The organism is Pseudomonas sp. IT-232MI5, assembly GCF_949767845.1.
Classification (GTDB): Bacteria; Pseudomonadota; Gammaproteobacteria; order Pseudomonadales; family Pseudomonadaceae; genus Aquipseudomonas.
The window spans coordinates 270,912-296,125 of sequence record NZ_CATKQE010000022.1; the positions used below are offsets into that span (position 1 = coordinate 270,912).

Consider the following 25,214-nt stretch of genomic DNA (forward strand, 5'->3'; position numbering starts at 1 on the left):
TGCAAGCGCCAGTGAATTGGCCCGATTGGGTGGTAATGGCTGTCGATTTTGCGTCGGGGTTTGAGCGAGTTAGCAGAGTGAAACGCACATTGCCAGACAAGGCCCCTTCGCAAGCAGGCTCGCTCCCACAGAAAAGCAGAAGCAGAAGCAGAAGCAGAAGCAAACAGCGCAACCCACACACCGCTTCTGCTCCTAACCACTCAACAGGATGAGCGTTAGCTCGGCTGCGGCTTTTGATCTTGACCTGGGAGCCCGTCGGCAGGCTGAGTGGAGGGATTGATCCGGGGTGGGAGCGCAGCGACCGTTCGACGAAGTCGAACACATCGAGAGGAGGTGCAGCGAAGCAAACCGTAGACGATGCCCCCGGATCGATCCCGGAGCGAAGGAACCCCGAGCCCCAGCGAGCGGGCCGAACGTCAGGGCGCAGACCTTTGGTTCCTTTGGGGCGTTTGCCAAAGGGACTCGCCGTAAGGGCGAAACCGCCAGCGGCAACACCCGCAGCAACGGATCTACCCCCACCCCCCAACAGCATGGTCGGCCCAAAGGCCGCCAAGAACCAAAGGGCGGCGCTAAGCCAAATCCGGATCCCGAAACGAACGCAAAGAATTGCTCTCAAGCTCATACCGCAATTCTTCAATCAAAGCATCAACCGACTCAGGCGTCCGCAGCGCATTAAGTTTCAGCCCACTGATCACCAGATCCACCTGCCCCGACACCGGGTGATAAAGCTTCACCGTCAGCGAATGATCGCCGTCCACCAGACACTCACACGCCAGCGGCGAAAAACTGCGTTCAAGCTGCGTGCGCAACTGCGCAAGATTCATCATCAGACTGTTCCTATAACGACTGCGAAGGGCCGCGATCCCGAGCCAAAAAACCTCGTATCGCACCCCCACCAGACTAAGAACAGACCTCACCCGCCAACACCTCAATTTGCACCAGGCCAACTAGTGCATTTGCACCCTATCGTTGACCCTTGGCGCTCGATTCGCCTGCAAACAGCCCACGCTCCCGCGCCCAGACAATCGCCTCACTGCGGCTGTGCACATCAAGCTTGGAATACACCGTCGCCACATGATTTCGCACCGTATTCGGAGCGAGTTTCAGCCGCGCCGCGATCTCCTTGTCCGCCAGCCCTTCACAGATCAACCCCAGCACATCACGCTCACGCGCCGTCAGATCAGTGAACGAAACGCTGGGCAGTTGCGGCGAGTTGACCTTCTTCACATTGGCCAGTTTCTCGATCAACGTACGGCTGAACCAGGAAGCGTCCTTCATCACCTCCTCAATCGCCGCCACCAACTCAAGCTCGGTGCGCTTGCGCTCGGTGATGTCCATCAGCACCAGCAAATAACACGGCGTGTCCTGAATATTCACGGTATCGGCGGATAGCGCACATTCGAGCAGGTCCGCATCCTTCTTGCGCACCCGCACATCGACCCGATCCACCCGACCGTTTTTCGCCAGCGCCGCCAGCAACTGCGTGCGTGCACCACTGTCATCGATGAAATCCAACTGCGTCACGGTTTTACCGAGCACGTCCTCGCTGTCGAAGGCCAAGGCCTCAAGGAACGCCTGATTGACGTCGATCACCTGCTGCTCGTCGGCACTGCAAATCAGGATCGGCACCGGTGTCAGGCGAAACGCCTTGGCAAAACGTTCCTCACTCTGACGCAACGCCACCTCGGCCTTGTGCCGCATCTCCATGTCGACGAAGGAAAACAACATGCAATCCTCATCGTTGAGCGTCAGCGGCTGCCCGGCGACGATCACTTGCTTGCTGCCGCCGTCAGGCAGGCGCAGTTCAGCCTGCATCTGCGGGATGGTCGCAACGTCGCGCAGGCGCTGAATCGCCAGATCCCGGTGTTCGGCCTGCTCGAAAATGTCGATTTCATAAGAGGAAGTGCCAATCACCTGTTCACGGGTGTACCCGGTCATTTCCAGAAACCCCGGATTGACCTTGATGTAACGCAAATCACTGAGCCGACAGATCACCGCCGGCGCCGGGTTGGCGTTGAACGTCCTTTCGAAGCGCTGCTCGGCGTTGGCCCAATCGGTGACGTCGCTCATGATCAGCACCAGCGACTCGGGCTGCCCTTCGCGGTCCGTGAGAATCATGCTGCGCACGCTGTGCACCCAGATACGTTCCGGGTCGTCGGTCGGCGACACCTCAATCAGCACGTCATTGAAACTCTCACAGCGCGCCACCCGGCTGATCGGGTAGTTTTCGGCGGTGATCGAATGATTATTGCGATAGCGCAGGTTGAACTTCTTGGCGTATTCGTCGGCATTGTGGCCCAGATCGGTGATCCGCTTGACACCGTGCATGGCCAGCGCGGCTTCGTTGGCCCAGAGAATGCTCTGATCCAGCTCCAGCAAAATCACCCCGTCGGACAGCCCGGCGATGATCTGCTGCAACTGGCGGCGGTTGGTTTCGGTGGTCAGGACTTCCTGGCTCATTGGATCTCCACAAGTGATACGCCCATGTGAAGAGTACGACCGCGGCGGCCTCTGATCGTGCCGAGCATAAATGTTCGCAACGGCACAAATCCCTTTGTTGGAGTGAGCCTGCACACGATAGCGGTGTGTCATTTGACTTTTATATTGACTGTCACACCGCTATTGCGAGCAGGCTCACTCCTACTGGGGATGACGGTGCATTCGCGACTTCCTGCTTTGTCGACTAACGTTAATACCTCATCGGATTGAGCCCCTGCCCGCAACACAGGGCTCTTGATCAAGGAGAGACTGATGACGTCGCGTCGCACCATCGAACAGACCTACCGCACCTGGTCCAACCCGATTCTGCTGGAGTTGAAAAAACGTGAGCACCAAATGGCGCCAGTCGAGCGTCAGGCCCTGGAGAATGTCTTGGTGGAAAGAAGGCTGCTGGACATCGGCGGCCCGGAGGGTATTGAACGTCGACGAAACAGCGGTGCCTGACACTGCGCTTTCGCGAGCAGGCTCGCTCCCAGAGGGTTTTGGGTAACTCACAAAGCTTGTGTTCACCCGCAATCACTGTGGGAGCGAGCCTGCTCGCGAAGGGGCCAGCAAAGATGCCTTGATCATTGAGGCCGACGCACCGCTCTCACCCGTCCACTGTCGCCGCCACCGCAATAAAAGCGATCCGCGCTGCCAGCGCCACCTCGGCCTCGGCCTCGGCGACCACACAACGCGCCCGTGACAGCGGCTCATTGCTGCCGAACGCCTTTATCGCCCTTTGCAACAACGCCTTGGCGCGGGACAGATCACCGAGCTGAGCCATGGCAATTGCGCGCAGCGCCAGCGCCGGCGGGTCCTCACGCAGAGCGACCTGGTTCAACGCGCCTAGCGGGTCACCAGCAGACAGCGCGCGGCCGGCGGCGTTGATCAGCGAATCCATGGCTCGTCCGTCCCTCGATGGCTGAATCGTGAGCTGAGTCTGATCGCTGATTATGGCGCGCTTGGACGCTTGATCGGCTGTTTCAGTTGTTGCAACATCGGCACAGCTTTTCCAATGGATGGAGTCGAGCATGCTGGATGCAAACGCTAGCCACATTACCTTCACTGTCGAAGGCGCCAACGCCGACCTGCAAGTCCTCAGCTTCACCGGTCGCGAAGCCCTCAACCAACCGTTCCGTTTCGACCTCGAACTCGTCAGCGCCCGCCCCGACCTCAAACTCGAAGAGCTGCTGCACAAGCCCGGCGTCCTGACTTTCGGCCCGACCGGCGAAGGCAAGATCCACGGTCTGGTCTATCGCATCGAGCAAGGCGACTCCGGCAAAACCCTGACCCGTTACAGCCTCAGCCTGGTGCCACAACTGGCCTACCTGCGGCACAACCACGATCAGCAGATCTTCCAGCAACTGACCGTGCCGAAGATCATCGCTCAGGTCCTGGAAGATCGCGGCATCCTCGCCGACGCCTACAGTTTCCAGCTCGGCGCCGAATACCCGCAACGCGAATACTGCGTGCAGTACGACGAATCCGACCTGCATTTCATTCAGCGTTTGTGCGAAGAGGAAGGCATTCACTTCCACTTCCAGCACAGCAGCAGCGGCCACAAACTGGTGTTCGGCGACGACCAGACCGTGTTCCGCAAGCTGAAACCGGTGAGCTACCAGCAAGACTCCGGCATGGCCGCCGACAAACCGGTGATCAAGCGTTTCAACCTGCGTCTGGAAACCCGCACCACCCGCGTCAGCCGCCGCGACTACGACTTCGAAAAACCAAAGATCCTCCCCGAAGGCGCGGTCAAAACCGAGTTCGCCCCGGACCTCGAGGACTACGACTACCCCGGCCGCTTCACTACTCGAGAGCGCGGCAAGTTCCTCTCCACCCGCGCCCTCGAACGCCATCGCAGCGACTACAAACTCGCCGAAGGCAAAGGTGACGAACCAACCCTCACCAGCGGCCATTTCCTCACCCTCGCCGAACACCCGCGCGCCGAGTGGAACGATCTGTGGCTGCTGCTGGAGGTCTTCCACGAAGGCAAACAACCGCAAGTACTCGGCGAAAACGTCACCAGCGACGTCACCGACCACAAAAGCGATTTCCACCAGGGCTACCGCAACAGCTTCCTCGCCACCCCATGGGACGCGAACTACCGCCCTGCCCTCGAACACCCGAAACCAAAAGTCCTCGGCAGCCAGACCGCCGTCGTCACCGGCCCCGCAGGCGAAGAAATCCACTGCGACCAGTACGGCCGTATCAAAGTGCAATTCCACTGGGACCGCGACGGTCAGTCCAACGACAAAACCACCTGCTGGATGCGCGTCGCCAGCGGCTGGGCCGGCGCGGCGTACGGCGGCATCGCCATCCCGCGCATCGGCATGGAAGTCCTCGTCACCTTCCTCGAAGGCGATCCCGACCAGCCACTGGTCACCGGTTGCCTGTACCACAAGGAAACCGTCGTCCCCTACGACCTGCCGGCAAACAAAACCCGCAGCACCTTCAAAACCCTGAGTTCACCGGGCGGCAAGGGCTACAACGAATTCCGCATCGAGGACAAGAAAGGCGCCGAGCAGATCTACATCCACGCCCAGTGCGATTGGGACGAGAACATTGAGCACGACCAGAAGATTCGGGTGGGCAACGAACGGCACGACACCGTCGAAGCCAACACGCTGAGCGAGTTCAAGGTTGAAGAGCACCGGATTACGCATCTGGATCGAATCAGCGAGATGCGCGCGGATGATCACCTGACGGTTGCGGTGACGCAGCATGTGAAGGTGGGGACGGCGCAGTTTGTTGAGGCTGGGTCAGAAATCCATTACTACGCCGGCCAGAAGGTTGTGGTCGAAGGCGCCATGGAACTCACGGCCAAGGCTGGCGGGAGTTTCGTCAAGGTCGATGCGGGTGGCGTGACCATCAGCGGGTCTGAGGTGAAGGTGAATACCGGCGGCGCGCCTGGCGTGGGGACCGGGATTGCCATTCTTGCTCCGCTGATTCCCGGACTGGCGGCGACTGACACGGCCGGCAACTTGATGGAACGGGCCAAAACCAATCCCACCTGGCTTGAACTGAACCTGCACTACGACAATCTCGAACCCGTACCCGGCGCGTCTTATCGCGTTGAATTCGCCGATGGTTCGACTCGCGAAGGTGTGCTCGACAGCGACGGATTCGCCCGGCTGGAAGACGTGCCAAAAGGCCCCGCGAAAGTCTATTACGGTGAAGACCCTCGTCCCTATGATCGTCCGGCAGTGGCCGTGGTTGACGCTTCTGACGATAAAATCGACGAAGATCTGCGAAAACTGGGTCTTGACCCCGCCACCGTTGATCTACAGGCATTGGTCGAAAAAGCCGCAGGGAGGCTGGCATGAGCGAACAAACAAGCAGCAACGACGACCGCACCGGGGCTTATCAGGAAGCGGCTATCGAACTGGGCAAAGGCATTGCGATGGGTGCGGTGCCATTTCTGGGCCAGGCCATTGACGTGTACGACACCATTGAATCCGCCGTTCTGCTGTACAAATCGGACACGCCCGGAGCCAAGGAAGATGCCCAGTTCGACTTGCTCCTGGCAGTGATCGGCTGGATACCCGGCGCAGGTGACGGCTTGAAAAAAAGCATGCGTATCGTCAACCGCAACCCTCAACGATTCGCCCCGGTTTTGTTCGATCTGCTGCGGTTCGTTCTGCAGGAATGCGGCATCAAGACCAGTCCGGAAGAACTCCTGTCACGTATTTTCAACGCCGGCAAACTGCGTGCGGAAATGGACGACATCATTTCCGCGATCAGAAGTTCCTCTGTTTACAAGGGCTCGCCGGGTTGGGTTCAAACCGCCGTGGTGACCGTCCTCGCTACCGCCCGAGACAACATGCCGGCGATGCTTGGCATTGTCGAAAAACGCCTGATCAAATGGAAAGGCATGCAGCGCAACAGCTCCGCCGCCTCGTCCGGCACCAGTCACCCACGGCGCGCGGAAAAACCCGCCAACCGCGATTCCTCCGTCGGCACTCAAGGCAAGGACGGCGCCAGCGGCACCCACTCCAACCGTGTCGAATCCTCCAAGGTCGGCGTTCATGCGCCTTCGAGCATTTTGAATGAAGGCTTGGGCGTCAGCGGCGAACATATCGCCGATTACATCTGCGCAGTCGAATTCGGTTGGGGCAAAGATTGGGATGGACATGACAAGGGGGCGGATGGCAAATGGCTGGAGGGGCTGCCGGGTGCCACGAAAAAAGGAAAACTGTCGAAAGGTGGAAGTCCGAAAGCCAGGCATGTTCTCTACAAACTCACAGACGGAGCCAATGGTACGGGGATTGATTCCGTCTGGCGCGCAGACCCGGCCAATAATCAGGGGAAGACATTCGCAATTGTTGAAGCGAAAGCCAGTCGTGATGAGGATGGCCCCAAGTTCATGCGTAAACCGAACAATACTCGCACTCCCGGCATCTCCTCAAAGCTTGGCGCAACCGGACTGCCCGACACGGATACACTGCTTGAACCGCAAGATCCGGTACAGGCTGCTCCCGCCGAAAAAAGCAGAGGTAAACGGGCTAAAACGAAACAACCGACCCCCTCGGCAGATAAGAAACCCAAACCAACAGCCGCGAGAAGTACGGAAATTCTTGTTCAAATGAGCAAGGAGTGGATCCAGAAAAACATTGGAAACGCCGTTCCGCTGCGACTGGTAGATCAAGTCTCTGCCTCATATAGTCGTCATCTTTTTTATGCGCCGCTCTTCCATCCGAAATGGGGTCCTAAAGAACATGCGGAAGCTCGTCTGAAGAACAGTGATGAGCAAACCCATAGAAACCACTCGGCATTTCATTACAAGGACTCGGAAGTAAAAGCTTTTGTAAACAAGCGCAAAAAATCTCTTGCCGCGAAATACGGGGCGCAACCTTCCTTGAATCTTGAGTAGAGCGGCCATGAAGAAAAGACAAAAATTCCTTAGCGACGCTCAATATGTGGAGTTTCTCGCCTACAGCGTTGACACCGAGGAATTCTGGAGAAACAACACCTTTGAATCTGACTCTCCGGAACAGGAAGCCTCTCTGCGGGCGAATCACTTCAAGACAGTTGCGTTAAAAAAGCTGCTGATCTCCTACACCGCCGGCGTCGATATTCCAGAGTTAGAACCCCTGCTTGAAGACCTGATTTCAAAATATGAAGTACGTCAGCAAAAACTGGCAGCGTTCGAACAGATCGCGAACATCTCTCCACTGGCTATCGACAGCTGGCTTGACGAATATGAGGAATGCGTCCAAGTAATAAGTTTGTGTGTCCTGCTCCACCGCACTGATCTTCTGAAGCGGTTCACAAGCTTGTTGGACAATGCGGGCTTCAAGGGAGAGGACGCACTTTACGAAGATCTTCTCTGCAAAGTTTTGCCTGATCGAGACGATGTTGATGAGTGGTTTCACGATGCCTACACGCCGTTGATACAGGCGATTTACGCAGACGAAAAAGAAGAAGCTTCCGAACTGCTACTGACCTATTGCAAACAATGGTATCCCGCATTCCGGCATGCGCCTTGGCACGACGCTCATCTACAGGGAGAGGACGGGAACTACGTGGGCTACTGGGCGTTTGAAGCTGGCGCCGTCGCATTTTTGTATGGCATCGATGATCACGCCGTCGACCATATGGTTTACCCGAAAGATCTGGTCGACTACGCGAGAAATCATCAAAGCCCACGAATGACACAAGTCGGCCGAATCGTTGCCGGCGATGCATGCAGCCGAACCGGCTACTGGTTCACGCCCGCTCAGGCGAACTCCCGTCGTCATTTCCAACAGGGTGAACTCATGCCGAAGATCAATGACTCCCGCTGGGGTGACACACTTTGGTATTGGTCAGGTGAAGCGTGAGTGCAGGAGCACGAGTGAGCGAACGCCAATTCTTTTTCAGCAGACGCCACTACGCACACTTTCTCGGGGAACACGATACTGTCGTGGAGTTCTTCAAGACCAATCGCTTCCAATCAGATTCTGATGACGAAGAAGCGAGCCTGCGCGCGGCATTCTTTCAGAGACTGGCGCTTGATAAGTTGCTTGCGACTTATACGGTCGGCGAGCCTATTGAAGCCCTCCTCCCGTTACTTGAAGACTTGCTCGATCAGTATGAACTGCGCCAGCAGAGGCTGGCCGCCTACGAAGATGTACCGCAGATCTCCCCCCTCGCCATTGATGATTGGCCAGATGAATATGAAGAAGCCGTTCAAGTGATCAGCCTGTGCATTCTGCTCGACCGCAACGACCTGCTCATACGATTCGTCAAACTTCTGGACGACGCTGGTTACGCCGGAGACGACACGCTCTATGAAGATCTGCTGAAGAAAGTCCTGCCTGATCGGCAAAACGTCGATCAGTGGTATCACGACGTTTACACCCCTCTCGTACAGGCAATTTATGCCGACACCCGCGAAGAGGCGTCCCTGCTGCTCAAGGAGTATTGCCAGACTTGGTATCCAGCCTTCGAACAAGCGCCTTGGCACGACGCTCATCTACAGGGCGAAGACGGCAACTACGTCGGCTACTGGGCATTCGAAGCTGCGGCGATTGCTTTTCTTTACGGGCTTGATGATCGTGATGTCGATCACTGGGTTTACCCCAAAGATCTCGTCGAGTACGCGCGAAGTCGATGAATCGATAGCGCCGGTATTCGTCTCCAGCGGTTGAACTCAGCCGAGCAACCCGGCGTCCCTCAGCAGTTCTTGCAAGCCTTTCGGCACCAACGGCGCCTGCTCGCTGAAGCTTGAGCTGTCATGCCAGCGCGCGGTGAAGGGCGCGCCGTCGCTTTCATGGCTATCGATCTGTGCGTGGTCGTATACGTCCGGATCGACAAACGTCGCGCCGTATACCTGGACAATTTCATGCCCGGGTTTGCCGTTGGAAGCGAAAAGACATTTCGAATGTGCCGAGCAGGCGTATATCCGGTCGCCTCAAACCGGAGAAATCGTTGCGAGCAGGCCGATCAGAATGGTCAGTGTCAGAAAGCCACCCAGAAAAATCGCCATCTTGTTCATGTTGCTCTCCTCAATGCTGAGCTTGCGGTGCACTGGGCGCTTCGAAATGAAGGACTGCCGCGAGTGCCGAACCGTGGGGCTATTTTGAGCCGCTGACTGAGCCGGTAACAGAGGCAGATCCAGCGAAAAAATACGGATCAGATACGCATGGGCCATGGGCCGACATTCAGATCGCGGCACAAGGGTTCAATTTTGGCGTGGTTGATCTAGAGTCATTGCCGTCGCGACAACAACAAGAAAAACCTGGAGTGAACATGACCGACCTGAATCTGCAACCCAACGTCGCCGCATCGCTAGGCAAATGGCACGAAATGATCCGCACCGGTAACCTCAGCGCCCTGCCCGGCCTGCTCGACCCGCAAGCCGTGTTCCGCTCGCCGATGGCCCACACGCCTTACCCGGGTGCGCCGGTGGTGTCGATGATCCTCAATACCGTGTTTGAAGTGTTTGAAGACTTCACCTACCACCGCGAACTGGCGACTGCCGATGGCTTGAATGTGATTCTGGAGTTCAGCGCCAAGGTGGGTTCGAAGGAGCTGAAAGGTATCGACATGATTCGCTTTGACGAGAACGGCAAGATTGTCGAGTTTGAGGTGATGGTGCGGCCGCTGAGCGGTCTACAAGCCTTGGGCGAAGAGATGGGCCGGCGGCTCGGTGCTTATCTGGCGTCCGCCAAAGCCCTGTAGGAGCTGCCGCAGGCTGCGATCTTTTGATCTTGATCTTTCAAAAGCAAGATCAAGATCAAAAGATCGCAGCTTCGTTTCACTCGACAGCTCCTACAAAACTATTTGCCATGAAAAAGCCCACTGACCGTCGCCGGTTCAGTGGGCTTTGTGTGTCAGGCGTTTAGTTACAGCGCCATGTCACGTGCAGCGTTTTCCTTCGGTGCTTCAGCTTTTCCAGCGGCAGGTGCAGCCGGAGCAGCAACCTGACCAATCACCGGAGGCGTCGGCAGTTCGAGGATTTTGGCGGTGTAAGCCCACTCCGCAGCCACTTTGGCTGGATCGCTGTTCAGCTGAGTGCCGTAGCTTGGCACGATCTGGTGCAGCTTGGCTTGCCACTCAGGGGTAGCCACTTTGTCTTTGAAGACTTTCTGCAGCACGCTCAGCATGATCGGTGCAGCGGTCGACGCGCCTGGCGATGCGCCCAGCAGGCCGGCGATGGAGCCGTCTTGTGCAGCAACGATTTCGGTGCCCAGTTTCAGCACGCCGCCAGCGGCTTCATCACGCTTGATGATTTGCACGCGTTGGCCGGCTTGCCACAGGCGCCAGTCTTCGGCTTTGGCGTTCGGGAAGTATTCCTTCAGCGCGTTCAGACGGTCTTCATCCGACAGCATCAGCTGGCCAGCAAGGTACTCGACCAGCGGGTATTCCTTGATGCCGACCTTGGTCATAGGCCAGATGTTGTGGGTGGTGGTGCTGGTCAGCAGGTCCAGGTACGAGCCTTCTTTCAGGAACTTGGTGCTGAAGGTCGCGAATGGGCCAAACAGGATAACGCGCTTGCCGTCCAGGACACGGGTGTCCAGGTGCGGAACGGACATCGGTGGGGCGCCAACCGACGCTTTACCGTAGGCCTTGGCCAGGTGCTGTTCAGCGATGGCCGGGTTATCGGTCACCAGGAACGAGCCGCCTACCGGGAAGCCAGCGTATTCCTTGGCTTCAGGAATGCCCGACTTCTGCAGCAGGTGCAGTGCACCGCCGCCCGCGCCGATGAAGACGAACTTGGCGTCGGTTTCGGTTTTAGTGCCGTCTTTCAGGTTTTTGTAGCTGACGCGCCAAGTGCCATCGGCATTCTTGGTGATGTCCTGGACTTCGCTCGACAGTTTCAGATCGAAGTTAGGCTTGGTCTGCAGGTACGTGGCGAACTGGCGGGTGATTTCGCCGAAGTTCATGTCGGTACCCAGCGGGCTCCAGGTGGCCGCGATTTTCTGGTTCGGGTCACGCCCTTCCATCATCAGCGGAACCCACTTCTTGATCACAGCCGGGTCTTCGGAGTACTGCATGCCGGCGAACAGCGGGCTCGCTTGCAGGGCTTCGTAGCGCTTTTTCAGGAACTTGATGTTGTCATCGCCCCACACGAAGCTCATGTGCGGAGTGGTGTTGATGAACGAGCGAGGGTTCTTCAGAACGCCTTGCTGAACCTGCCAGGCCCAGAACTGACGGGAGACCTGGAACGCTTCGTTGATCTCGACGGCTTTCGGGATCGTCACGTTGCCTTTGTCGTCTTCCGGGGTGTAGTTCAGCTCGGCGAGCGCCGAGTGACCGGTACCGGCGTTGTTCCAGCCGTTGGAGCTTTCGAGGGCGACGCCGTCGAGGCGCTCGACCATTTCCATCGACCAGCTTGGCTCCAGCTCATTGATCCACACACCGAGGGTGGTGCTCATGATGCCGCCGCCGATCAGCAGGACGTCGACTTTCTTTGCTTCGTCAGCATTGGCGGATGTCATCCCCATCGCCAAAGCCAGACCCAGCAGGGCTGTGTTCACTTTTTTAAACATCTGTTGCACCTATGATAAAACGCCTTCCGCCCGCCGCTGTTATCAGTATGCGATCCGCTTTGATGACGCTCAGGCTAGCGTCGCAGATTCCGGCACACTTCAATTTTGACGGGTGGGCACACAAGGCCGACATGCTGCATCGACCTCAGTTAATGTCCCTTCTGAACTGACTTCTTATCATTATTGGCTCAGCTACTTGAGCGACAGGGATTCCGTCGGCCCGCCCAAAGGCAAGCAAACTGAATAAGGTCAAACCAAGTTGGCGCGAAGAATATCACGTCAGGGCAAACCCGCGCGTCTGTTCCCGACTTGAGAGTCTTTTTCCGCTCAGGACACTATCGGCCGACGAAGGCTGAACATGACCCCGACGATCATCGCGTTGAAGCAGTGCCTTATCTGAAAATAATCTGCTAGGTTGTACGATGACTGACGAATCAGTCATCCCTCTATAACAACAAGGAAATACGTTCATGACCAAAACCCGACTGCTGATCGGTTTTCTCTGTGCCTTCAACGGTTACGCCATGGCCGCCCCTGCCCCGGCAGAAAAAGACGTCGCCCAAGCGGTAGACCATCTGACCCAGGCGATGCTGCACAAGGACATCGCCGAACTGAACGCCCTCACCGCGCCCAACCTGACCTACGGTCATTCCAGCGGCAAGATTCAGGACAAGAAAGAGTTCATCGCCGACATCGAAACCGGCAAGAGCGCGTTCAAGACCCTGGAAATGCAGAATCAGACCATTACCCTGTCCGGCGATACCGCGCTGGTGCGCCACCACTTTTCTGCTCAGGCGTTGAAGGGGACCGAGGTGGTGCCGACGGAGATCGAGAATTTTCAGATCTGGCAGAAGCAGCATGGCAAGTGGTTGCTGGTGGGGCGGCAGGCGTTCAAGTTTTGAGGGGGGCTATCTAGCCTGAATGAATATTGACCGGGCTGGCCTCATCGCGGGCAAGCCCGCTCCCACAGGGTTCGATGTTGTAAATGCAATTGTGTTTACACCACCGCCCATTGTGGGAGCTGGCTTGCCAGCGATGAGGCCAATTCAGACACCACAAGTGCAATTGTTCCAATCGCTATCACAACCGAAACCGATCCACCGACTGCGCCAACTGCCCCGCCAGGCTCGACAACTCATCGGTGGTATTCGCCGTTTGCCCGATCACCCGGCTATTGCCTTCGGACATTCCGGCAATCATTTCCACCTGATGGGCGATCTCGTTGCTGGCTTGGCTCTGCTCGCCAATCGTGCGGGTGATGTCGTTGACCAGTTGCGTCGTGCTCAGCGTAGCATCGAGAATTTCACGTATCGCCCGCTCGACATCCGCCGTCACCGCCATGCCCTTGTCGACCTGCGCGACCCCCGCCTCCATGCTGCTGACCGCCTCGCGGGTGCTGTGTTGAATGCGTGCAACCATCGCGGCGATTTCCTGGGTCGAGGCGCTGGTGCGCGCTGCCAGACTGCGCACTTCGTCAGCCACCACGGCGAAACCCCGGCCCTGCTCGCCGGCGCGGGCCGCTTCAATGGCGGCATTGAGCGCCAGCAGGTTGGTCTGATCGGCGATGCTCTTGATCACCTGAATGATGTTGAAAATGGCTTCGGATTCCTGATCCAGCGTACGAATCACCTGGGCCGACTGCTGCGCTGATCGGGCGATATCGTCCATGTCGCTGACCACCTGATGAATGACACCGCCGCCCTCTTTCGCCAGGGTTTCGGCCTGATTAGCCATGCTCAGGGCCCGTTCGGCGTGACGGGTGATTTCTTCGATGCTCGCGGTCATCTGGCTGGCGGCTGCGGCCATGGTGCCGGCGGCGACGCTTTGTTGCTGGCTGCTGTCGGCGACCTGATGGCAGCCCTGGCTGAGTTGTTCGCTCATGCCACTGACGCCATGAGCATTGCGCCGCACCACATCGATCATGTTGCGCAAATCGCGCTGCATGGTTGCCAGCGTCCGAATCAGAACACTGGCTTCGTCCTTGCCGGACGGCTCGGCGATCGGCTCGCTGAGGTTGCCGTGGGCGATGCTCTCGGCGATGCGACTGGCGGTCTTCAATGGCCCCATGATGCTCAGAATCACCCAGCGCCCCTGAATCAGGAGCAGTACAAGACTGGCGATCAACACCACGCCGAGCGCGACATTGGCGCTGCGAATGGCTGATTCGGTACCTGCACTGGTCTGCCGCGTATTGGACTCGATCAACTCGCTCAATGCGGCCATTTGCTCTTCCAACTGGCCAAACGCCGTGTTGAAGGTGCCCAGTTCCTGTTGAGCGGCATCAGGATTGTCCAGCGCCAACCCGACAATCCGTTCGCCCGCGTTGATGTAGGTATCGAGGCTCGGTTTGATCTGCTCCAGCGCCGTGCGCAATGTCGGGTTGATCGGCAGCTTGAGATTCTCCTCGAGCACCTCACGAAAATGCCCGGCATGCTCGTTGATCGAATCGCGCACTTCGCTCGCCGTGCTGGTGCTTTTGCCCAAACCCACCAGCATCGCCGAATAGACATCGGCGCGCAGGGCGTCGTGCATCATGTCGGCTTCCATGTGGTTGCGCAGCGCGCTCATGCTGACCGCGTTATCGCTCACCGCCGAGGCCATCCGCTGGTTGCCGACGTAACTGACCAGACTCACGATCAACGCCGTCAGCAGACTTGTCACAATCAGCAACACTAAACGCAGTTTGATCGACACCGGATTTTCCTCTCTCGTTACGCCCGTAAGCGCTTGTCAGCCTTCAGTTAAGCCTATTTGCGCAGGTCTGCCGCGCCAGAGCGTGTCGGCAGGTGTCGGCATGCTGGCCAAAGGCAGCAAAACTTTCGGATTGCGCGGCAAGTCTCACTTTTCAACGCGCACGGCCAACGCCTTCATCACCGGTTAATGCCAGCAGGCTATTGAGTCCGTCGTTCTGAATTCTCATGCAGCAAAAGGAAACGCTATGAAACGCGCATTGTGGTTGGGTTTGCTCGGCTCCTTCGCCATCAGTACCGCACAAGCGGCGACGGAAAAAGTCACCATCAATCTGGTCAGCGCCGACGGCGCGCCGCAAGCGATCGGCTCGGTCACTATCAGTGAGACGGCGTATGGCCTGTTGTTCACGCCCGATCTGAAATCCTTGCCGGCCGGCGTTCACGGTTTCCACGTGCATGAAAACGGTAGCTGTGAAGCCGGCATGAAGGACGGCGTGAAAGGCGCCGCACTGGCCGCAGGCGGACATTTCGATCCGCAAAAAACCGGCAAGCATCTCGGCCCTTACGCTGACGGTCATTTGGGTGATCTGCCAGCGGTTTACGTGAGCGCTGACGGCATCGCCAACTACCCGGTATTGGCGCCGCGCCTGAAAAACATCTCCGAGATCAAGGGCCACGCGCTGATGATCCACGCCGGGGGCGACAACCACGCCGACATGCCGAAACCGCTGGGCGGTGGCGGCGATCGCATGGCCTGCGGGGTGATCTGACTCACCGCAGCTTGAAAGTCGGGCAACCCGCCATGGCGTTGCCCGCGTCTATTTTGCAATAACGCAGACTTTGCTGCGCCACGGAACTCCCGCCGCGTGCGCCCCTCTCACATTATGTAATCCTTCCCTTTTTGCTTCGCGCTTGTGGAGGAACACCGTCATGCGCAAGTTAGTGCTCATTTCTTCCTTACTCTTATGCCTGCCTGTCGGTTCGGCGTTGGCCCGTGTTGATGCGGGCGATGTCGCCACCTCGGCCGGTGTCTCCGCGTCGCTGTACTCGACCTTCAAGGATCACAAAATGGTGATTCCGGCCCGTGACGACTTGTCTGCATTTGTCGCCAGTGGCGGGGCCATTCGTGGGGTTTATCTTGAATCGGTACTGCAGCAGGCTCGCCAGGACAATCCTGGCCTCAACGCCAGCGATGAAGATCTGGCCAACGCGATTCTGGTGCATTACGAAGGCCTGAATCAGTAGCCGTCACGGAAAAAGCAGCCGATGGATGGCCGCTGAAGGCGCATAGGCAAAACTGTCCGACGGCCTCTATGATGGAGGCCATGACGACTTCTGTGCCCTTGCGCTCCCCCTGCCCGCCCGGCGCCTGCATTTGCGGGCGCGACCCGTTGCTGGAGACACCTGGCGCGGATTTGCGCATCCTGCGTCTGACCCGAGAGGAAGAAAAACGCCTGCTCGCGCGCCTCGAAATGCTCAAAGACCTGAATGACCTCAAACATCTGCAACAGCGGATGTTTGAGCAATTGGGCATTCGTGTCGATGTCGCCCCCGGTTTCAACGAAGTGCGCACCATGCGTGGTATCGCCATTCAGATCGGCGAGTTACCGGGCCTGTGCCGCAAGACTCGCGCAGCAATTCCCGCGGCCATCCGTCGCGGCCTGGAAAACCACCCGGAAATCGCCTTCGAATTGCTCAACGCCCACGACTTGCTGCGCGACACCTGATCACTTTTTCAGCCCAAGGCGTTTGCGCATCTCGGCGGTGATGCTTTGGCGGGTTTTCTTCATGTCAGCCCACGGCGCGTCACCGACTTCGGCCAGCCGCTCGTGAACGTTATGCACGTTCCACTGATTGCCGCCCTTGATCTCGGCGACCTCTTCGCGAAACAGCGGCACCGACACCGGCAAACCTTCGCGGGTACGTGCGGCGTAAGCGCAAATGGTGGTGGCGCCCAGACCGTTGCGCAGGTAATCGATAAAGATCCGCCCGACGCGATTTTTCGGCCCCGACACCGCAGAAAAGCGGTCCGGCAACAGTTTGGCAATATGACTGACGATGGCGTGGCTGAAATCCTTGACCTCGTCCCAGCCAAGTTTGCGGGTCAGCGGCACCACCAGATGAATACCCTTGCCGCCGCTGGTTTTGAGAAACGCCTTGAGGCCCAGTTCATCGAGCACGGTCAATGTCAGCGCCGTCGCTTCGACCATGCTTTTCCACGGCAGCGCCGGATCCGGGTCGAGGTCGAGGACGAAGCGATCGGGCTTGTCCAGATCGACCGTGGTCGCGTTCCAGGTGTGCAGTTCGACGGTGCTCATCTGCACCGCGCCGATCAGCGCTTCGGCGTTGTTGATCAGCATCACCGGTTGTCCGGTGACGTCCTTGTCCAGCGTGGTGATGCCGGGGATCGCCAGGCGTTCGGCGTTTTTCTGGAAGAACAGTTCGCCGGCAATGCCGTCCGGCGCGCGCACCAGGGCCACCGGGCGATCCTTGAGTTGCGGCAGAATCCATTCGGCGACGCTGGCGTAATACTCGGCCAGTTGCATCTTGGTCGTGCCGCTGACCGCATCGATCACCCGGTCCGGGTGCGTGATGCGCACCTTGCCGTTGGCTAGCCCTAGCTGTGACGGCGCGGTGTCGGCATTGCTCGCCGGGGCTTTTTTCGGCGTTTTCTTGCTGGCGGTTTTCTTCTCTGCAGTCTTCACCGGTTTCGCTCGCTCCTCAGTGATGGCTTTGGCCGGTTTGTCATTGCGCAAGCCATGGAACACGGCGTGGCGCACCGAACCGTCCTTGGTCATTTCAGCGAACGCGACTTCCGCCAGCAGTTTCGGCTTGAGCCAGTGCACGCCTTTGGCCTCGAAGCCGCTGGGTGGGTTGACCACCGCTGCCTTCTTCGCCTGCAACGGTTTGAGCTGCTCCAGAATGCTTTTCAACGTCGACTCGTTGAAGCCCGTGCCGACCTTGCCGGCGTAGCGCAACTCGCCACTGTCGCGATCATGCAGCCCCAGCAGCAAGGCGCCGAAAGCACTGCGCGCGCCTTTCGGATCGGTGTACCCAACGATCACGAACTCCTGACGGTGCTTGCATTTGAGCTTGATCCAGTCGCCACTACGCCGCGACACATACGGCGAGCCAAGGCGTTTGCCAATCAGGCCTTCCATCTGCATCTGGCAGGCACTGTTAAGCAGTGCATCGGGGGTTTCGTCGAAGGCTTCGGAGAAGCGCAACAAGGGGTGTTCATGATTGCCGAGCACCGTGGCCAACGCGGCGCGGCGCTCTTCGACCGGCACTTCACGCAGGTCGACACCGTTGAGATACGGCAGGTCGAACAGGTAGTAGAGAATATTGCCGCTGCTTCCAGCTTCAAAAGCATTTTGCAGGGCCTGAAAGTCCGGCACGCCGTGCTCATTGGCGACCACCATTTCACCGTCGAGCCATGCTGACTCCAATCCCAGCGCGGCCAGGGCGGCGGCCTGTTGCGGCAACTTGTGCGTCCAGTCATGACCGTTGCGAGTGAACAGTTGCACCTGATCATGATCGATGCGCGCCATGATCCGGTAACCGTCGAATTTGATCTCGTAACTCCACTGCCCTTCGGGCGCACTGTCGACCAGTGTCGCCAGTTCCGGCTTGAGTTGCGTCGGCAGTTTGGCCTTGTGCGCCCCCGTCAGCTTGCCGGTAGCGGTTTTGCGCGTCTTCGCCGCGGGCTTTTTCAGCGGTTTGCTGTGCTCGGCGGCCAGCTTGGGCTTGCTCACGAGCGTGCGTTCGCTCAACACACTGTCCGGCTCGGCCACCAGCACGTCGTAGTCATCCTGCGGCCGCGCAGCAGCGTCCTGATGCTTGATCAAAAACCATTGTTCCTTCTTGCCCGGCATGTGCGTGCGCACCAGATTCCAGATGCCGGCAAGCTTCTCGCCTTGCAGTTCGAACTTGAGCTTGCCCTTTTCGTAGGCCTTGTGCGCATCCTCCAACGGAATCCACACGCCACGATCCCAGACGATCACATCACCGGCGCCGTAATGCCCTTCCGGAATGTTGCCCTCGAATGTTGCGTAATCCAGCGGATGATCCTCGACATGCACCGCCAGACGCTTGACCTTGGGATCGAGCGACGGCCCTTTCGGCACCGCCCAACTCTTCAGTGCGCCATCGAGCTCCAGGCGAAAGTCGTAATGCAGGTGCGAGGCATCGTGCTTCTGGATGCAGAACTGCAACGCGTGATCGGCGCCGGTTTTACGCCCTGAGCGCTTGACGGCGGCCGGTTCCGACGTCGCCGAAAAATCGCGCATGCGGTTGTAGTCGTCGAAGTTCCTGTTCATCGTGCACCTGCCTTGTTTCAGCCCAGTCGGGTCACGGTCAGCGCCACCACTGCGATGCGATCGACCCGTTGATAACCGGGGTTGAGCAATTCTTCGCCAAAGACATCCGGATCGAGTTCACGGTACGTCCAGCCAAAGCGCTGCTCGTCCAGTCGTGGCAGCACGGTGTCGAGAAACGGGTCGCGACCATCGACCATCGCCACACCGGTGTAGAGCAGCAGCGAGCCGCCGGGAGCCAGTCGATTCAGTGCCTGTTCGACGATGCGCAACGACAGCCCTGCCCCCAGCGTTCCGCCACCATGGCGATAAGCGCGTTCCGCCGGGTCGGCCATGTATGGCGGGTTGGCGACAATCAGGTCGAACTCGCCGTCGACGCCCTGCAACAGATCACTGGCGCGCACTTCAACGTTGGCGACTTCCGCCAGCGCCGCATTGATCGCAGTCAGACGCAGCGCCGCAGGGTTGATATCCAGCGCCAGCACCTGCGCCTCGCGGCGGGCGCGGCCGATCAAAATCGCACCGACGCCAGCGCCACAACCGATGTCCACTGCGCGATGGATTGGCGCAAAGTTCTGCTGCAGGTGGGCGTGGATCAGTTGCGCGAAACGGTAGGTGTCGGGGCCGAAAAACACCGCATCCGCCGCTTCGGTGGGGAATGCCGAATGCACGAACAGCAAATCATCCAGGCTCGACCAGCGCACCCGACTCTTCAGCTGGCCTTCGTAACTATCAATGACCTGCGCGTCTTGCAGTTGCCGCTGTTCATCGGCCGACAACAACCCCGGCGCGAACGGACGCGACCAACCGAACACGTCGCGCAAAGAGTCGGCCATCTGGCCCTCGTCACGCTGGTTGACCCGTTGATGGGTCAACGGCGTCGGAGTGGTGAACCGATATCCGTCTGCCAACAAGCGCCGGCCAAGGTGCAGCAGCACGAGGTCGTTGGGGCAGAGTTGTTCTTCCTGATTCATCGGCAAGGTCCTTAAGGCAAGCGGGATTTGAGTTCGATAAAGCGGCGGGTGGCGAGCAGCCCGGCGGGATGTGCATGCCGGGCTGGGGCGAGCCAGGGGATCAGAACTGCCATCTGCGACAAGGCATCCTGACCTTGCAGCGCCGCGTTGAGCGCCTGGATGTCGGGATCCTGTTCAAGCCCTTCGATGGGCGCTGCGGTTTGACTGTGCCGTCGAACAGGTTTCGCTTTGTCTGACGACGTCCAGTCGCCGGCGATCCAGTCGTGCACCAGTTGTTTTTCGTAGGCATTGAACACGCCAAACATCGCCGCACCATCACCCGCGATCAGTTGCCAAAAGCGACTGGCCTGCGGGTCTTCATGGCGTTTGATCCAGCCTTTGTTCTGCAATGCCTGGAGGAACCCGGGCAATTGCTCCGGTGCGGCCAGCCACTGATTGACGGTCTGCCCTTCGAAGCGGCAGTAATCGGAGTGCATGTGCTGGGCGAAGGGACACTTGCGCTCGAGCATCGCCAGTAACTCGTGCTCAAGGTCGAAACCTTCAATGATCGCGCGACTGCCCTGCCCGAGGTCGTTGAGCCGATAACCCAACGAGACCCGGCGCAAGAACTCGGCACGATCAGCCTCGAGGGGCATTAAATCAAGCGCCGCTTGTACAGCTTTTTGCGCATGGCCGGTGCTGGCGTTGTCGATCGTCACATGCAAGGTGAAATAGTACGGATCGATACCCAGTTCACTGAGTTCGTAACTGCTGATCAACAGGTGCAACGGCAGTTGTTCATAGCCGAGGTTGTAGCCGATCACTTCGGGCAAATAATCAGTACCGCAGATGCCGAGTGCCAGTTGTATCGCGCCTTGCAGGTAGCGTTCATCGTCGATGGCACTGCCATCCTGCAAATCGTGTTCGGCGAGCAGTTTGCGGTAAATCACCACATGATTTTGCGCCGGATTGCCTTCGCCCAATTCTTCCAGAAAGGTCCGCAGCAGGCCCTGGAAACGTGGGTCCCGCCAGCGCGGTAACAGGCCAGAAAGCCAGGCACCGTCGACCAGTTTGGTCGGTGCCACCGCTTGCAGAAAATACAGTGCCTGCGCCTTGCCACGGAAGAATTGCCGAGGCCCGCCGGCCTTGCGTTGTTGCAGGTAGTCGGCGTATTGCCGGGCCACATCGGCGCAATGCTCGGCCACCCAAGCGTGCCACGTCGTCGGATCTTCGGGCAGGGAATCGGTGAGTTGCGCGGCGAGTTGCAGTTGCTCCTGCAAAAACGCCCGCGCAAGGTCCTGGCAATCGTCATCGCGCAACAGCGTTTCATAGACTTGCCGGATGTTCCCGGCGGCGTTCATCGCATGCGGTTGGCCAGGCGCAGCTTGCAGGTGTGTCAGGACAGTCATGGCAAAATTCTCGGTCGGTTGGCAGGACGCTGTTCCACACGCCTCTACAGCAGCAGAGAGGCGGCGCCTGTGAAAAATTCAATCGACGTGAAAATTGCCCGGACGGACGGCCGTCAAAAGCACTGAAACACCGTGTAGGAGCTGCCGAAGGCTCCTACAGGGTTACATCGTGCAACGGATTGAGTTCGCGTAAGGGCGAGAGATGGCTAACGTTCAGGGACGATGTTTTTGGGAGGGCAAAGGAATGCCTGTTGCTGCAAAGGCGTGTGGATTACGCAAGGGACGTTATAGCGAGGCTGGACGTATTTATCTGCTCACCGCCGTCGTTTACGAACGTCATTCAGTATTTTCGGATTGGCGTTTGGGAAGACTGCTGATTGAGCAAATGCGTGCAGCCAATGACGAGGGAATGGTTCAGTCGCTGGCGTGGGTGGTGATGCCGGATCATCTGCATTGGCTGATTGAATTGAAACAAGGTTCATTGGCAGCGCTCATGTGCCGCGTGAAATCGCGCAGTTGTCGTTCGATCAATCTCAAGCGCAGCAGTCAGGGACGGTTATGGCAACGCGGTTACTACGACCGGGCGTTGCGTCGCGACGAAGACCTTAAAGCGGCGGCCCGATACATCATCATGAACCCGTTGCGCGCCGGATTGGTTCGGCGTGTGGGGGACTACCCATTGTGGGATGCAATCTGGCTTTGAAGATCAAAGGATCGCAGCCTTCGGCAGCTCCTACATGGAATGATGTACACCCTGTAGGAGCTGCCGAAGGCTGCGATCTTTTGATGTTGCTTTCAGGCCTGACCTTTGGCCTGCTGTTCCAGATGCACCTGCAAACTCGGGTCGATCTGCAAGGCTGCTGCCAGCTCGTCCAGATAACTGCGCTCCGCGTCGCGCTGGTCATCCACGAGGATCACGCTGACCAGATACATCTCAGCGGCCATGGCCGGATCGCCTTTGGCCGCCTGCGCGACTTCGTTGGCGTCCAGCGGTTTCGAGACTTCGTCCTCAAACCATTGCTGCAATAGTGGGTCGTCGGTGTGTTTGCTGATTTCCCCACTGATCATCTGTTGTTCCCGGGCGTCGATCTCACCGTCAGCCTTGGCCGCCGCAATCAACGCGCGCAACACAGCATGGCTGTGCTCCTCGACTTCCGGACCGGCAAGGAGATTCGCCGTCTGCGGGATCTGTTGCGGTGCCGAACTGGCCTGGCTGCGTTGCCAGGCCTGATACGCCTGGAACGCCATCATGCCCAACGACGCCAGCGCCGCATAATTGCTCGCGCCGGAGCGGCTTTGCGTGCTGCCACCGCCACCCAGTGCCCCACCCAATGCGCCGCCCAGACCGCCACCGGCACCGCCGCCGAGCAAACCACCGAGCAAACCACCTAATCCGCCCAGCCCCCCGGCTGCAGAGCCACCACGTGTGCCGGTGGAATCCGCGCCGCCGAGCAGGCCACCCAGCAACCCGCCTAAACCCCCCAAACCATCGCCGGCAGACGCTGAAGATTGTTGACCTGCCGAGGCCTGGCCTCGCAGCAGTTGTTCAAGCAAATCGCTGGTGTTCATGACGTCATCCTCAAGCGTTGACAGTGACTGCGTCTGGCAACGATAGCCCCCTCAAGCCATAGCGCCAGCACCGTTTGGCTGACACTCAAGCGCCTGGCGGATTTCGCCCGCGTATTTTTTCGCCGGCCAGCTAAGATTGATCAATGGTGAACCTTATCCCGGCCAGACCGGTCGATAGCTGCAACCCCGACCCGGTTTGCCGGCGCCCTGCTACTCAAGGGTGATACCCGGCTTGCTTCACTTTCTGGAGAACGCCCCCGTGATATCGACCGTACACATCGCCAGGCTCAAAGCATGGGGCGCCCATGGTTTTACTGCGACTGGCGTGGTCACTGCCTTTCTGGCCACCCTCGCCTTATTGGAAAACCAGCCGACCCATTGTCTGATGTGGCTGGGCGTGGCGCTGATTGTCGACGGCCTCGACGGCGCACTGGCGCGCAAGGTCAACGTGCAATCAGTGCTGCCGAGCTTCGATGGTTCGATCCTTGATCTGGTGATCGATTACCTGACATATGTATTCATTCCGGCATTGTTCATCTATCGCTACATTCCGCTGCCGGACTACACCCTGCTGCTGACCGTGTCGCTGATTCTGGTGTCGTCGCTGTTCTGCTTCTGCAATGTCAACATGAAGAGCAAGGACAACTACTTTGTCGGGTTTCCGGCGGCGTGGAATGTCGTCGCGCTGTGCCTGTACATCATCGGGCCGGGGCCGTGGATCACTTTTCTGACGGTGATTGGTCTGGCGCTGTTGACCGTGACGCGGATGAAGTTCTTGCACCCGTTCCGCGTACGCCGGTTCATGCCGATCAACATTGCGGTGACGGCAATCTGGCTGCTGTGCAGCCTGTCGCTGGTGCTCAACCACCCGGTGATCAACCCGTTGGTGATGGGCTTGTGGTTATTGATGTCGGCGTACTTTCTGGGGATCTGCATCTGGCGTACGGCGCTGGAATGGTTTGATCGGCCGCAGGTGAAATAGACCCCAGAGCCAAACACACATCCAATGTAGGAGTGAGCCTGCTCGCGATAGCGGTGTATCAGTCGAAAATATTCAGCTGACAGACCGCTATCGCGAGCAGGCTCACTCCTACAGGGATCTTCATTCAGCGTTTAGTGATCACCACCTCCAGATACTCACTCGGCACCACCAGCGAACCTTCCCCCGACCGATTCAACCGATTGAGCAAATCCGCCAGATCACTCTCAAGCGCCTGCCCGCTCTCCGGCGGTAATGCCGCAAAGGCCTTGTGCACCGGCCCGTACCAATGGCGGAAAATATCGATGAAATGCGCGGCCGAGCGATAGCGAAAGTTGAACTCGCGCCGCGTCACGCGCAGCAGAAAATCACGGTCATCGAAATGCTTGTGCAGCCAGGCATCGGAGCCCCAATTGGAGGGCGGCTGGGCACCGGCAGGCGGTGGCAGATGCCGGCCAAGGGTCTTGAACATCAGGCCAATAAAACCTTCCGGCGTCCAGTTGGCCAGACCAATGCGACCGCCACGGCGACAAACCCGACCGAGTTCAGCAGCGGCCTTGTCCTGATCCGGGGCGAACATCACGCCAAAGGTCGACAGCACCGCGTCGTAACTCTCATCAGCGAACGGCAGTGCCTCGGCATCGGCAACTTGAAACGTCACGTCCAAATGCTCCGCCCGGGCCCGATCCTGCCCGCGCTCCAGCAATGCCGCGACGTAATCGGTCGAGGTGACCAGACAACCGCGCCGTGCCGCCGCCAGCGTCGCATTACCGTTGCCGGCAGCGACATCCAGTACCTCTTCGTCGCAACGCAGGTCGCAGGCTTCGGCGAGGTTTTCACCGACGATTTGCAACGTCGTGCCGATCACGGCGTAGTCGCCACTGGCCCACGCGACTTTCTGGCGTTCCTTCAAGGCAGTCAGATCAATCGGGGTACTCATGACAGTGCGCTCCGCTACAAATTGGATCAGTGATTATTCGGCCGTAGTCGGGTCAATGACCGTCATCACACGCGCCACACTGTTGGCAGGGAATCCACCGAGCCTGGCGTGTTCGCGCACCTGCTCTTCGTCAGGCGCGATGTACACGCAATAGATCTTGTCAGCGGTGACGTAACTATGCAGCCACTGCACTTGCGGACCGAGTTCACGCAATACGTCACAGGACTTGTGCGACACGGCTTTGAGTTCTGCTTCCGACAGCTTCCCGGCCCCTGGAATCTCGCGTTCAATCACGAATTTAGGCATGGCAACCTCGCGCTCTTGTTATAGGGCAAGGCCGGCAGTGACCCTGCTCACGCACTATCGCGCCGAGACCGCGCGGCGTCCCTGCCAATCGTCTGGCA

23 protein-coding genes and 3 pseudogenes are annotated in these 25,214 nt (G+C 58.6%); 12 read left to right on the plus strand and 14 right to left on the minus strand.

Translation table 11 applies throughout. The features are described 5' to 3' along the window. Positions 1-569: 569 nt before the first annotated feature. On the minus strand, positions 570-827 hold the full coding sequence (locus tag ACM6JQ_RS14600; protein WP_007919628.1) for a DUF1652 domain-containing protein: 258 nt from the start codon (positions 825-827) through the stop codon (positions 570-572). A 136-nt stretch (positions 828-963) separates the two neighbouring features. Further along, positions 964-2,460, minus strand: coding sequence for a helix-turn-helix transcriptional regulator (locus ACM6JQ_RS14605; RefSeq protein WP_095111564.1), 1,497 nt, complete (start codon positions 2,458-2,460; stop codon positions 964-966). A gap of 291 nt (positions 2,461-2,751) precedes the next feature. On the opposite strand from ACM6JQ_RS14605, the gene ACM6JQ_RS14610 reads away from it, so the two are divergent. After that, on the plus strand, positions 2,752-2,943 hold the full coding sequence (locus tag ACM6JQ_RS14610) for a hypothetical protein (protein WP_007919624.1): 192 nt from the start codon (positions 2,752-2,754) through the stop codon (positions 2,941-2,943). Positions 2,944-3,127: 184 nt separating this feature from the next. Here ACM6JQ_RS14610 and ACM6JQ_RS14615 read toward each other — a convergent pair. After that, positions 3,128-3,382: pseudogene (locus tag ACM6JQ_RS14615) on the minus strand (helix-turn-helix domain-containing protein); the annotation flags it as partial. A gap of 130 nt (positions 3,383-3,512) precedes the next feature. Here ACM6JQ_RS14615 and tssI point away from each other — a divergent pair. The 4 genes from tssI to ACM6JQ_RS14635 are packed head-to-tail and all read left to right on the plus strand — an operon-like array spanning position 3,513 to position 9,076. Continuing rightward, entirely contained in the window at positions 3,513-5,804 is a 2,292-nt protein-coding gene (gene tssI / locus ACM6JQ_RS14620) for a type VI secretion system tip protein TssI/VgrG (RefSeq protein WP_414894065.1), read from the plus strand. After that, positions 5,801-7,351: a hypothetical protein gene (locus ACM6JQ_RS14625; protein WP_414894066.1), complete on the plus strand. Its 1,551-nt coding sequence runs from the start codon at positions 5,801-5,803 to the stop codon at positions 7,349-7,351. Before tssI ends, ACM6JQ_RS14625 begins: the two co-directional genes overlap by 4 nt. A 7-nt stretch (positions 7,352-7,358) precedes the next feature. Further along, the gene (locus tag ACM6JQ_RS14630; RefSeq protein WP_414894067.1) at positions 7,359-8,300 is read left to right on the plus strand and encodes a PoNe immunity protein domain-containing protein; all 942 of its coding nucleotides are present in this window, start codon (positions 7,359-7,361) and stop codon (positions 8,298-8,300) included. Positions 8,301-8,314: 14 nt separating this feature from the next. Further along, positions 8,315-9,076: a PoNe immunity protein domain-containing protein gene (locus ACM6JQ_RS14635; RefSeq protein WP_414894068.1), complete on the plus strand. Its 762-nt coding sequence runs from the start codon at positions 8,315-8,317 to the stop codon at positions 9,074-9,076. A gap of 36 nt (positions 9,077-9,112) precedes the next feature. Here the strand turns inward: ACM6JQ_RS14635 and ACM6JQ_RS14640 are convergent. Further along, a pseudogene (locus tag ACM6JQ_RS14640) lies at positions 9,113-9,380 on the minus strand (NUDIX hydrolase); the annotation flags it as partial. Further along, positions 9,374-9,613 carry a hypothetical protein gene (locus ACM6JQ_RS14645; RefSeq protein WP_007919609.1) on the minus strand — a complete coding sequence of 80 codons (240 nt, stop codon included), beginning with the start codon at positions 9,611-9,613 and terminating at the stop codon, positions 9,374-9,376. The pseudogene ACM6JQ_RS14640 and the gene ACM6JQ_RS14645, both read right to left, overlap by 7 nt. A 98-nt stretch (positions 9,614-9,711) precedes the next feature. Here ACM6JQ_RS14645 and ACM6JQ_RS14650 point away from each other — a divergent pair, with 98 nt between their 5' ends. Beyond that, on the plus strand, positions 9,712-10,143 hold the full coding sequence (locus ACM6JQ_RS14650; RefSeq protein WP_007919607.1) for a nuclear transport factor 2 family protein: 432 nt from the start codon (positions 9,712-9,714) through the stop codon (positions 10,141-10,143). A 164-nt stretch (positions 10,144-10,307) separates the two neighbouring features. Here ACM6JQ_RS14650 and mqo read toward each other — a convergent pair whose 3' ends face one another. Beyond that, the gene (mqo, locus tag ACM6JQ_RS14655; protein ID WP_007919606.1) at positions 10,308-11,954 is read right to left on the minus strand and encodes a malate dehydrogenase (quinone); all 1,647 of its coding nucleotides are present in this window, start codon (positions 11,952-11,954) and stop codon (positions 10,308-10,310) included. Positions 11,955-12,424: 470 nt separating this feature from the next. On the opposite strand from mqo, the gene ACM6JQ_RS14660 reads away from it, so the two are divergent. Next, a complete protein-coding gene (locus ACM6JQ_RS14660; RefSeq protein WP_007919605.1) occupies positions 12,425-12,856 on the plus strand; it encodes a nuclear transport factor 2 family protein in 432 nt (143 codons plus the stop codon). A gap of 178 nt (positions 12,857-13,034) precedes the next feature. Here the strand turns inward: ACM6JQ_RS14660 and ACM6JQ_RS14665 are convergent, their stop codons facing one another. Continuing rightward, positions 13,035-13,898, minus strand: coding sequence for a methyl-accepting chemotaxis protein (locus ACM6JQ_RS14665; protein WP_371857955.1), 864 nt, complete (start codon positions 13,896-13,898; stop codon positions 13,035-13,037). Continuing rightward, positions 13,893-14,648 (minus strand): annotated as a pseudogene (locus ACM6JQ_RS14670) (MCP four helix bundle domain-containing protein); the annotation flags it as partial. The pseudogene ACM6JQ_RS14670 and the gene ACM6JQ_RS14665, both read right to left, overlap by 6 nt. A 244-nt stretch (positions 14,649-14,892) precedes the next feature. On the opposite strand from ACM6JQ_RS14670, the gene sodC reads away from it, so the two are divergent. The 3 genes from sodC to ACM6JQ_RS14685 all read left to right on the plus strand — a co-directional run bounded on the left by sodC (position 14,893) and on the right by ACM6JQ_RS14685 (position 16,371). Next, positions 14,893-15,414, plus strand: a complete 522-nt coding sequence (sodC, locus tag ACM6JQ_RS14675; RefSeq protein WP_123374893.1) for a superoxide dismutase family protein — start codon at positions 14,893-14,895, stop codon at positions 15,412-15,414. Between the two features lie 160 nt (positions 15,415-15,574). Next, a complete protein-coding gene (locus ACM6JQ_RS14680) occupies positions 15,575-15,889 on the plus strand; it encodes a DUF2388 domain-containing protein (protein ID WP_007919602.1) in 315 nt (104 codons plus the stop codon). A gap of 80 nt (positions 15,890-15,969) precedes the next feature. Then, complete coding sequence (locus tag ACM6JQ_RS14685; RefSeq protein WP_176472264.1) at positions 15,970-16,371, plus strand: hypothetical protein; 402 nt, start codon at positions 15,970-15,972, stop codon at positions 16,369-16,371. On the opposite strand, the gene ligD is transcribed toward ACM6JQ_RS14685, so the two are convergent. The 3 genes from ligD to ACM6JQ_RS14700 are packed head-to-tail and all read right to left on the minus strand — an operon-like array spanning position 16,372 to position 21,322. Further along, positions 16,372-18,963, minus strand: coding sequence for a DNA ligase D (gene ligD / locus ACM6JQ_RS14690; protein ID WP_414894069.1), 2,592 nt, complete (start codon positions 18,961-18,963; stop codon positions 16,372-16,374). Positions 18,964-18,980: 17 nt separating this feature from the next. After that, positions 18,981-19,934 (minus strand): methyltransferase, encoded by a 954-nt coding sequence (locus ACM6JQ_RS14695; protein WP_095111574.1) that lies wholly within the window; start codon positions 19,932-19,934, stop codon positions 18,981-18,983. Between the two features lie 11 nt (positions 19,935-19,945). After that, a complete protein-coding gene (locus ACM6JQ_RS14700; RefSeq protein WP_414894070.1) occupies positions 19,946-21,322 on the minus strand; it encodes an iron-containing redox enzyme family protein in 1,377 nt (458 codons plus the stop codon). A 244-nt stretch (positions 21,323-21,566) separates the two neighbouring features. Between ACM6JQ_RS14700 and ACM6JQ_RS14705 the strand changes: the two genes are divergently transcribed. After that, positions 21,567-22,025, plus strand: coding sequence for an REP-associated tyrosine transposase (locus ACM6JQ_RS14705; RefSeq protein ID WP_007919594.1), 459 nt, complete (start codon positions 21,567-21,569; stop codon positions 22,023-22,025). 92 nt (positions 22,026-22,117) lie between these two features. Here the strand turns inward: ACM6JQ_RS14705 and ACM6JQ_RS14710 are convergent, their stop codons facing one another. Continuing rightward, positions 22,118-22,891: a tellurite resistance TerB family protein gene (locus ACM6JQ_RS14710; RefSeq protein ID WP_414894071.1), complete on the minus strand. Its 774-nt coding sequence runs from the start codon at positions 22,889-22,891 to the stop codon at positions 22,118-22,120. A 259-nt stretch (positions 22,892-23,150) separates the two neighbouring features. On the opposite strand from ACM6JQ_RS14710, the gene pcsA reads away from it, so the two are divergent. After that, positions 23,151-23,873, plus strand: a complete 723-nt coding sequence (gene pcsA / locus ACM6JQ_RS14715) for a phosphatidylcholine synthase (RefSeq protein WP_007919592.1) — start codon at positions 23,151-23,153, stop codon at positions 23,871-23,873. A 124-nt stretch (positions 23,874-23,997) separates the two neighbouring features. On the opposite strand, the gene ACM6JQ_RS14720 is transcribed toward pcsA, so the two are convergent. Beyond that, positions 23,998-24,810: a class I SAM-dependent methyltransferase gene (locus ACM6JQ_RS14720; RefSeq protein WP_414894072.1), complete on the minus strand. Its 813-nt coding sequence runs from the start codon at positions 24,808-24,810 to the stop codon at positions 23,998-24,000. Between the two features lie 33 nt (positions 24,811-24,843). Next, the gene (locus ACM6JQ_RS14725; protein ID WP_095111577.1) at positions 24,844-25,116 is read right to left on the minus strand and encodes a DUF4242 domain-containing protein; all 273 of its coding nucleotides are present in this window, start codon (positions 25,114-25,116) and stop codon (positions 24,844-24,846) included. Positions 25,117-25,214 lie beyond the last annotated feature (98 nt).

Bases quoted from the DNA above. Each gene is read 5' to 3' on its own strand.
- ACM6JQ_RS14600 (WP_007919628.1), bottom strand. From the start codon at position 827: ATGATGAATCTTGCGCAGTTGCGCACGCAGCTTGAACGCAGTTTTTCG.
- ACM6JQ_RS14605 (WP_095111564.1), bottom strand. From the start codon at position 2,460: ATGAGCCAGGAAGTCCTGACCACCGAAACCAACCGCCGCCAGTTGCAG.
- ACM6JQ_RS14610 (WP_007919624.1), top strand. From the start codon at position 2,752: ATGACGTCGCGTCGCACCATCGAACAGACCTACCGCACCTGGTCCAAC.
- tssI (WP_414894065.1), top strand. From the start codon at position 3,513: ATGCTGGATGCAAACGCTAGCCACATTACCTTCACTGTCGAAGGCGCC.
- ACM6JQ_RS14625 (WP_414894066.1), top strand. From the start codon at position 5,801: ATGAGCGAACAAACAAGCAGCAACGACGACCGCACCGGGGCTTATCAG.
- ACM6JQ_RS14630 (WP_414894067.1), top strand. From the start codon at position 7,359: ATGAAGAAAAGACAAAAATTCCTTAGCGACGCTCAATATGTGGAGTTT.
- ACM6JQ_RS14645 (WP_007919609.1), bottom strand. From the start codon at position 9,613: ATGGCCCATGCGTATCTGATCCGTATTTTTTCGCTGGATCTGCCTCTG.
- ACM6JQ_RS14650 (WP_007919607.1), top strand. From the start codon at position 9,712: ATGACCGACCTGAATCTGCAACCCAACGTCGCCGCATCGCTAGGCAAA.
- mqo (WP_007919606.1), bottom strand. From the start codon at position 11,954: ATGTTTAAAAAAGTGAACACAGCCCTGCTGGGTCTGGCTTTGGCGATG.
- ACM6JQ_RS14660 (WP_007919605.1), top strand. From the start codon at position 12,425: ATGACCAAAACCCGACTGCTGATCGGTTTTCTCTGTGCCTTCAACGGT.
- ACM6JQ_RS14665 (WP_371857955.1), bottom strand. From the start codon at position 13,898: ATGCAGCGCGATTTGCGCAACATGATCGATGTGGTGCGGCGCAATGCT.
- sodC (WP_123374893.1), top strand. From the start codon at position 14,893: ATGAAACGCGCATTGTGGTTGGGTTTGCTCGGCTCCTTCGCCATCAGT.
- ACM6JQ_RS14680 (WP_007919602.1), top strand. From the start codon at position 15,575: ATGCGCAAGTTAGTGCTCATTTCTTCCTTACTCTTATGCCTGCCTGTC.
- ACM6JQ_RS14685 (WP_176472264.1), top strand. From the start codon at position 15,970: ATGACGACTTCTGTGCCCTTGCGCTCCCCCTGCCCGCCCGGCGCCTGC.
- ligD (WP_414894069.1), bottom strand. From the start codon at position 18,963: ATGAACAGGAACTTCGACGACTACAACCGCATGCGCGATTTTTCGGCG.
- ACM6JQ_RS14695 (WP_095111574.1), bottom strand. From the start codon at position 19,934: ATGAATCAGGAAGAACAACTCTGCCCCAACGACCTCGTGCTGCTGCAC.
- ACM6JQ_RS14700 (WP_414894070.1), bottom strand. From the start codon at position 21,322: ATGACTGTCCTGACACACCTGCAAGCTGCGCCTGGCCAACCGCATGCG.
- ACM6JQ_RS14705 (WP_007919594.1), top strand. From the start codon at position 21,567: ATGCCTGTTGCTGCAAAGGCGTGTGGATTACGCAAGGGACGTTATAGC.
- ACM6JQ_RS14710 (WP_414894071.1), bottom strand. From the start codon at position 22,891: ATGAACACCAGCGATTTGCTTGAACAACTGCTGCGAGGCCAGGCCTCG.
- ACM6JQ_RS14720 (WP_414894072.1), bottom strand. From the start codon at position 24,810: ATGAGTACCCCGATTGATCTGACTGCCTTGAAGGAACGCCAGAAAGTC.
- ACM6JQ_RS14725 (WP_095111577.1), bottom strand. From the start codon at position 25,116: ATGCCTAAATTCGTGATTGAACGCGAGATTCCAGGGGCCGGGAAGCTG.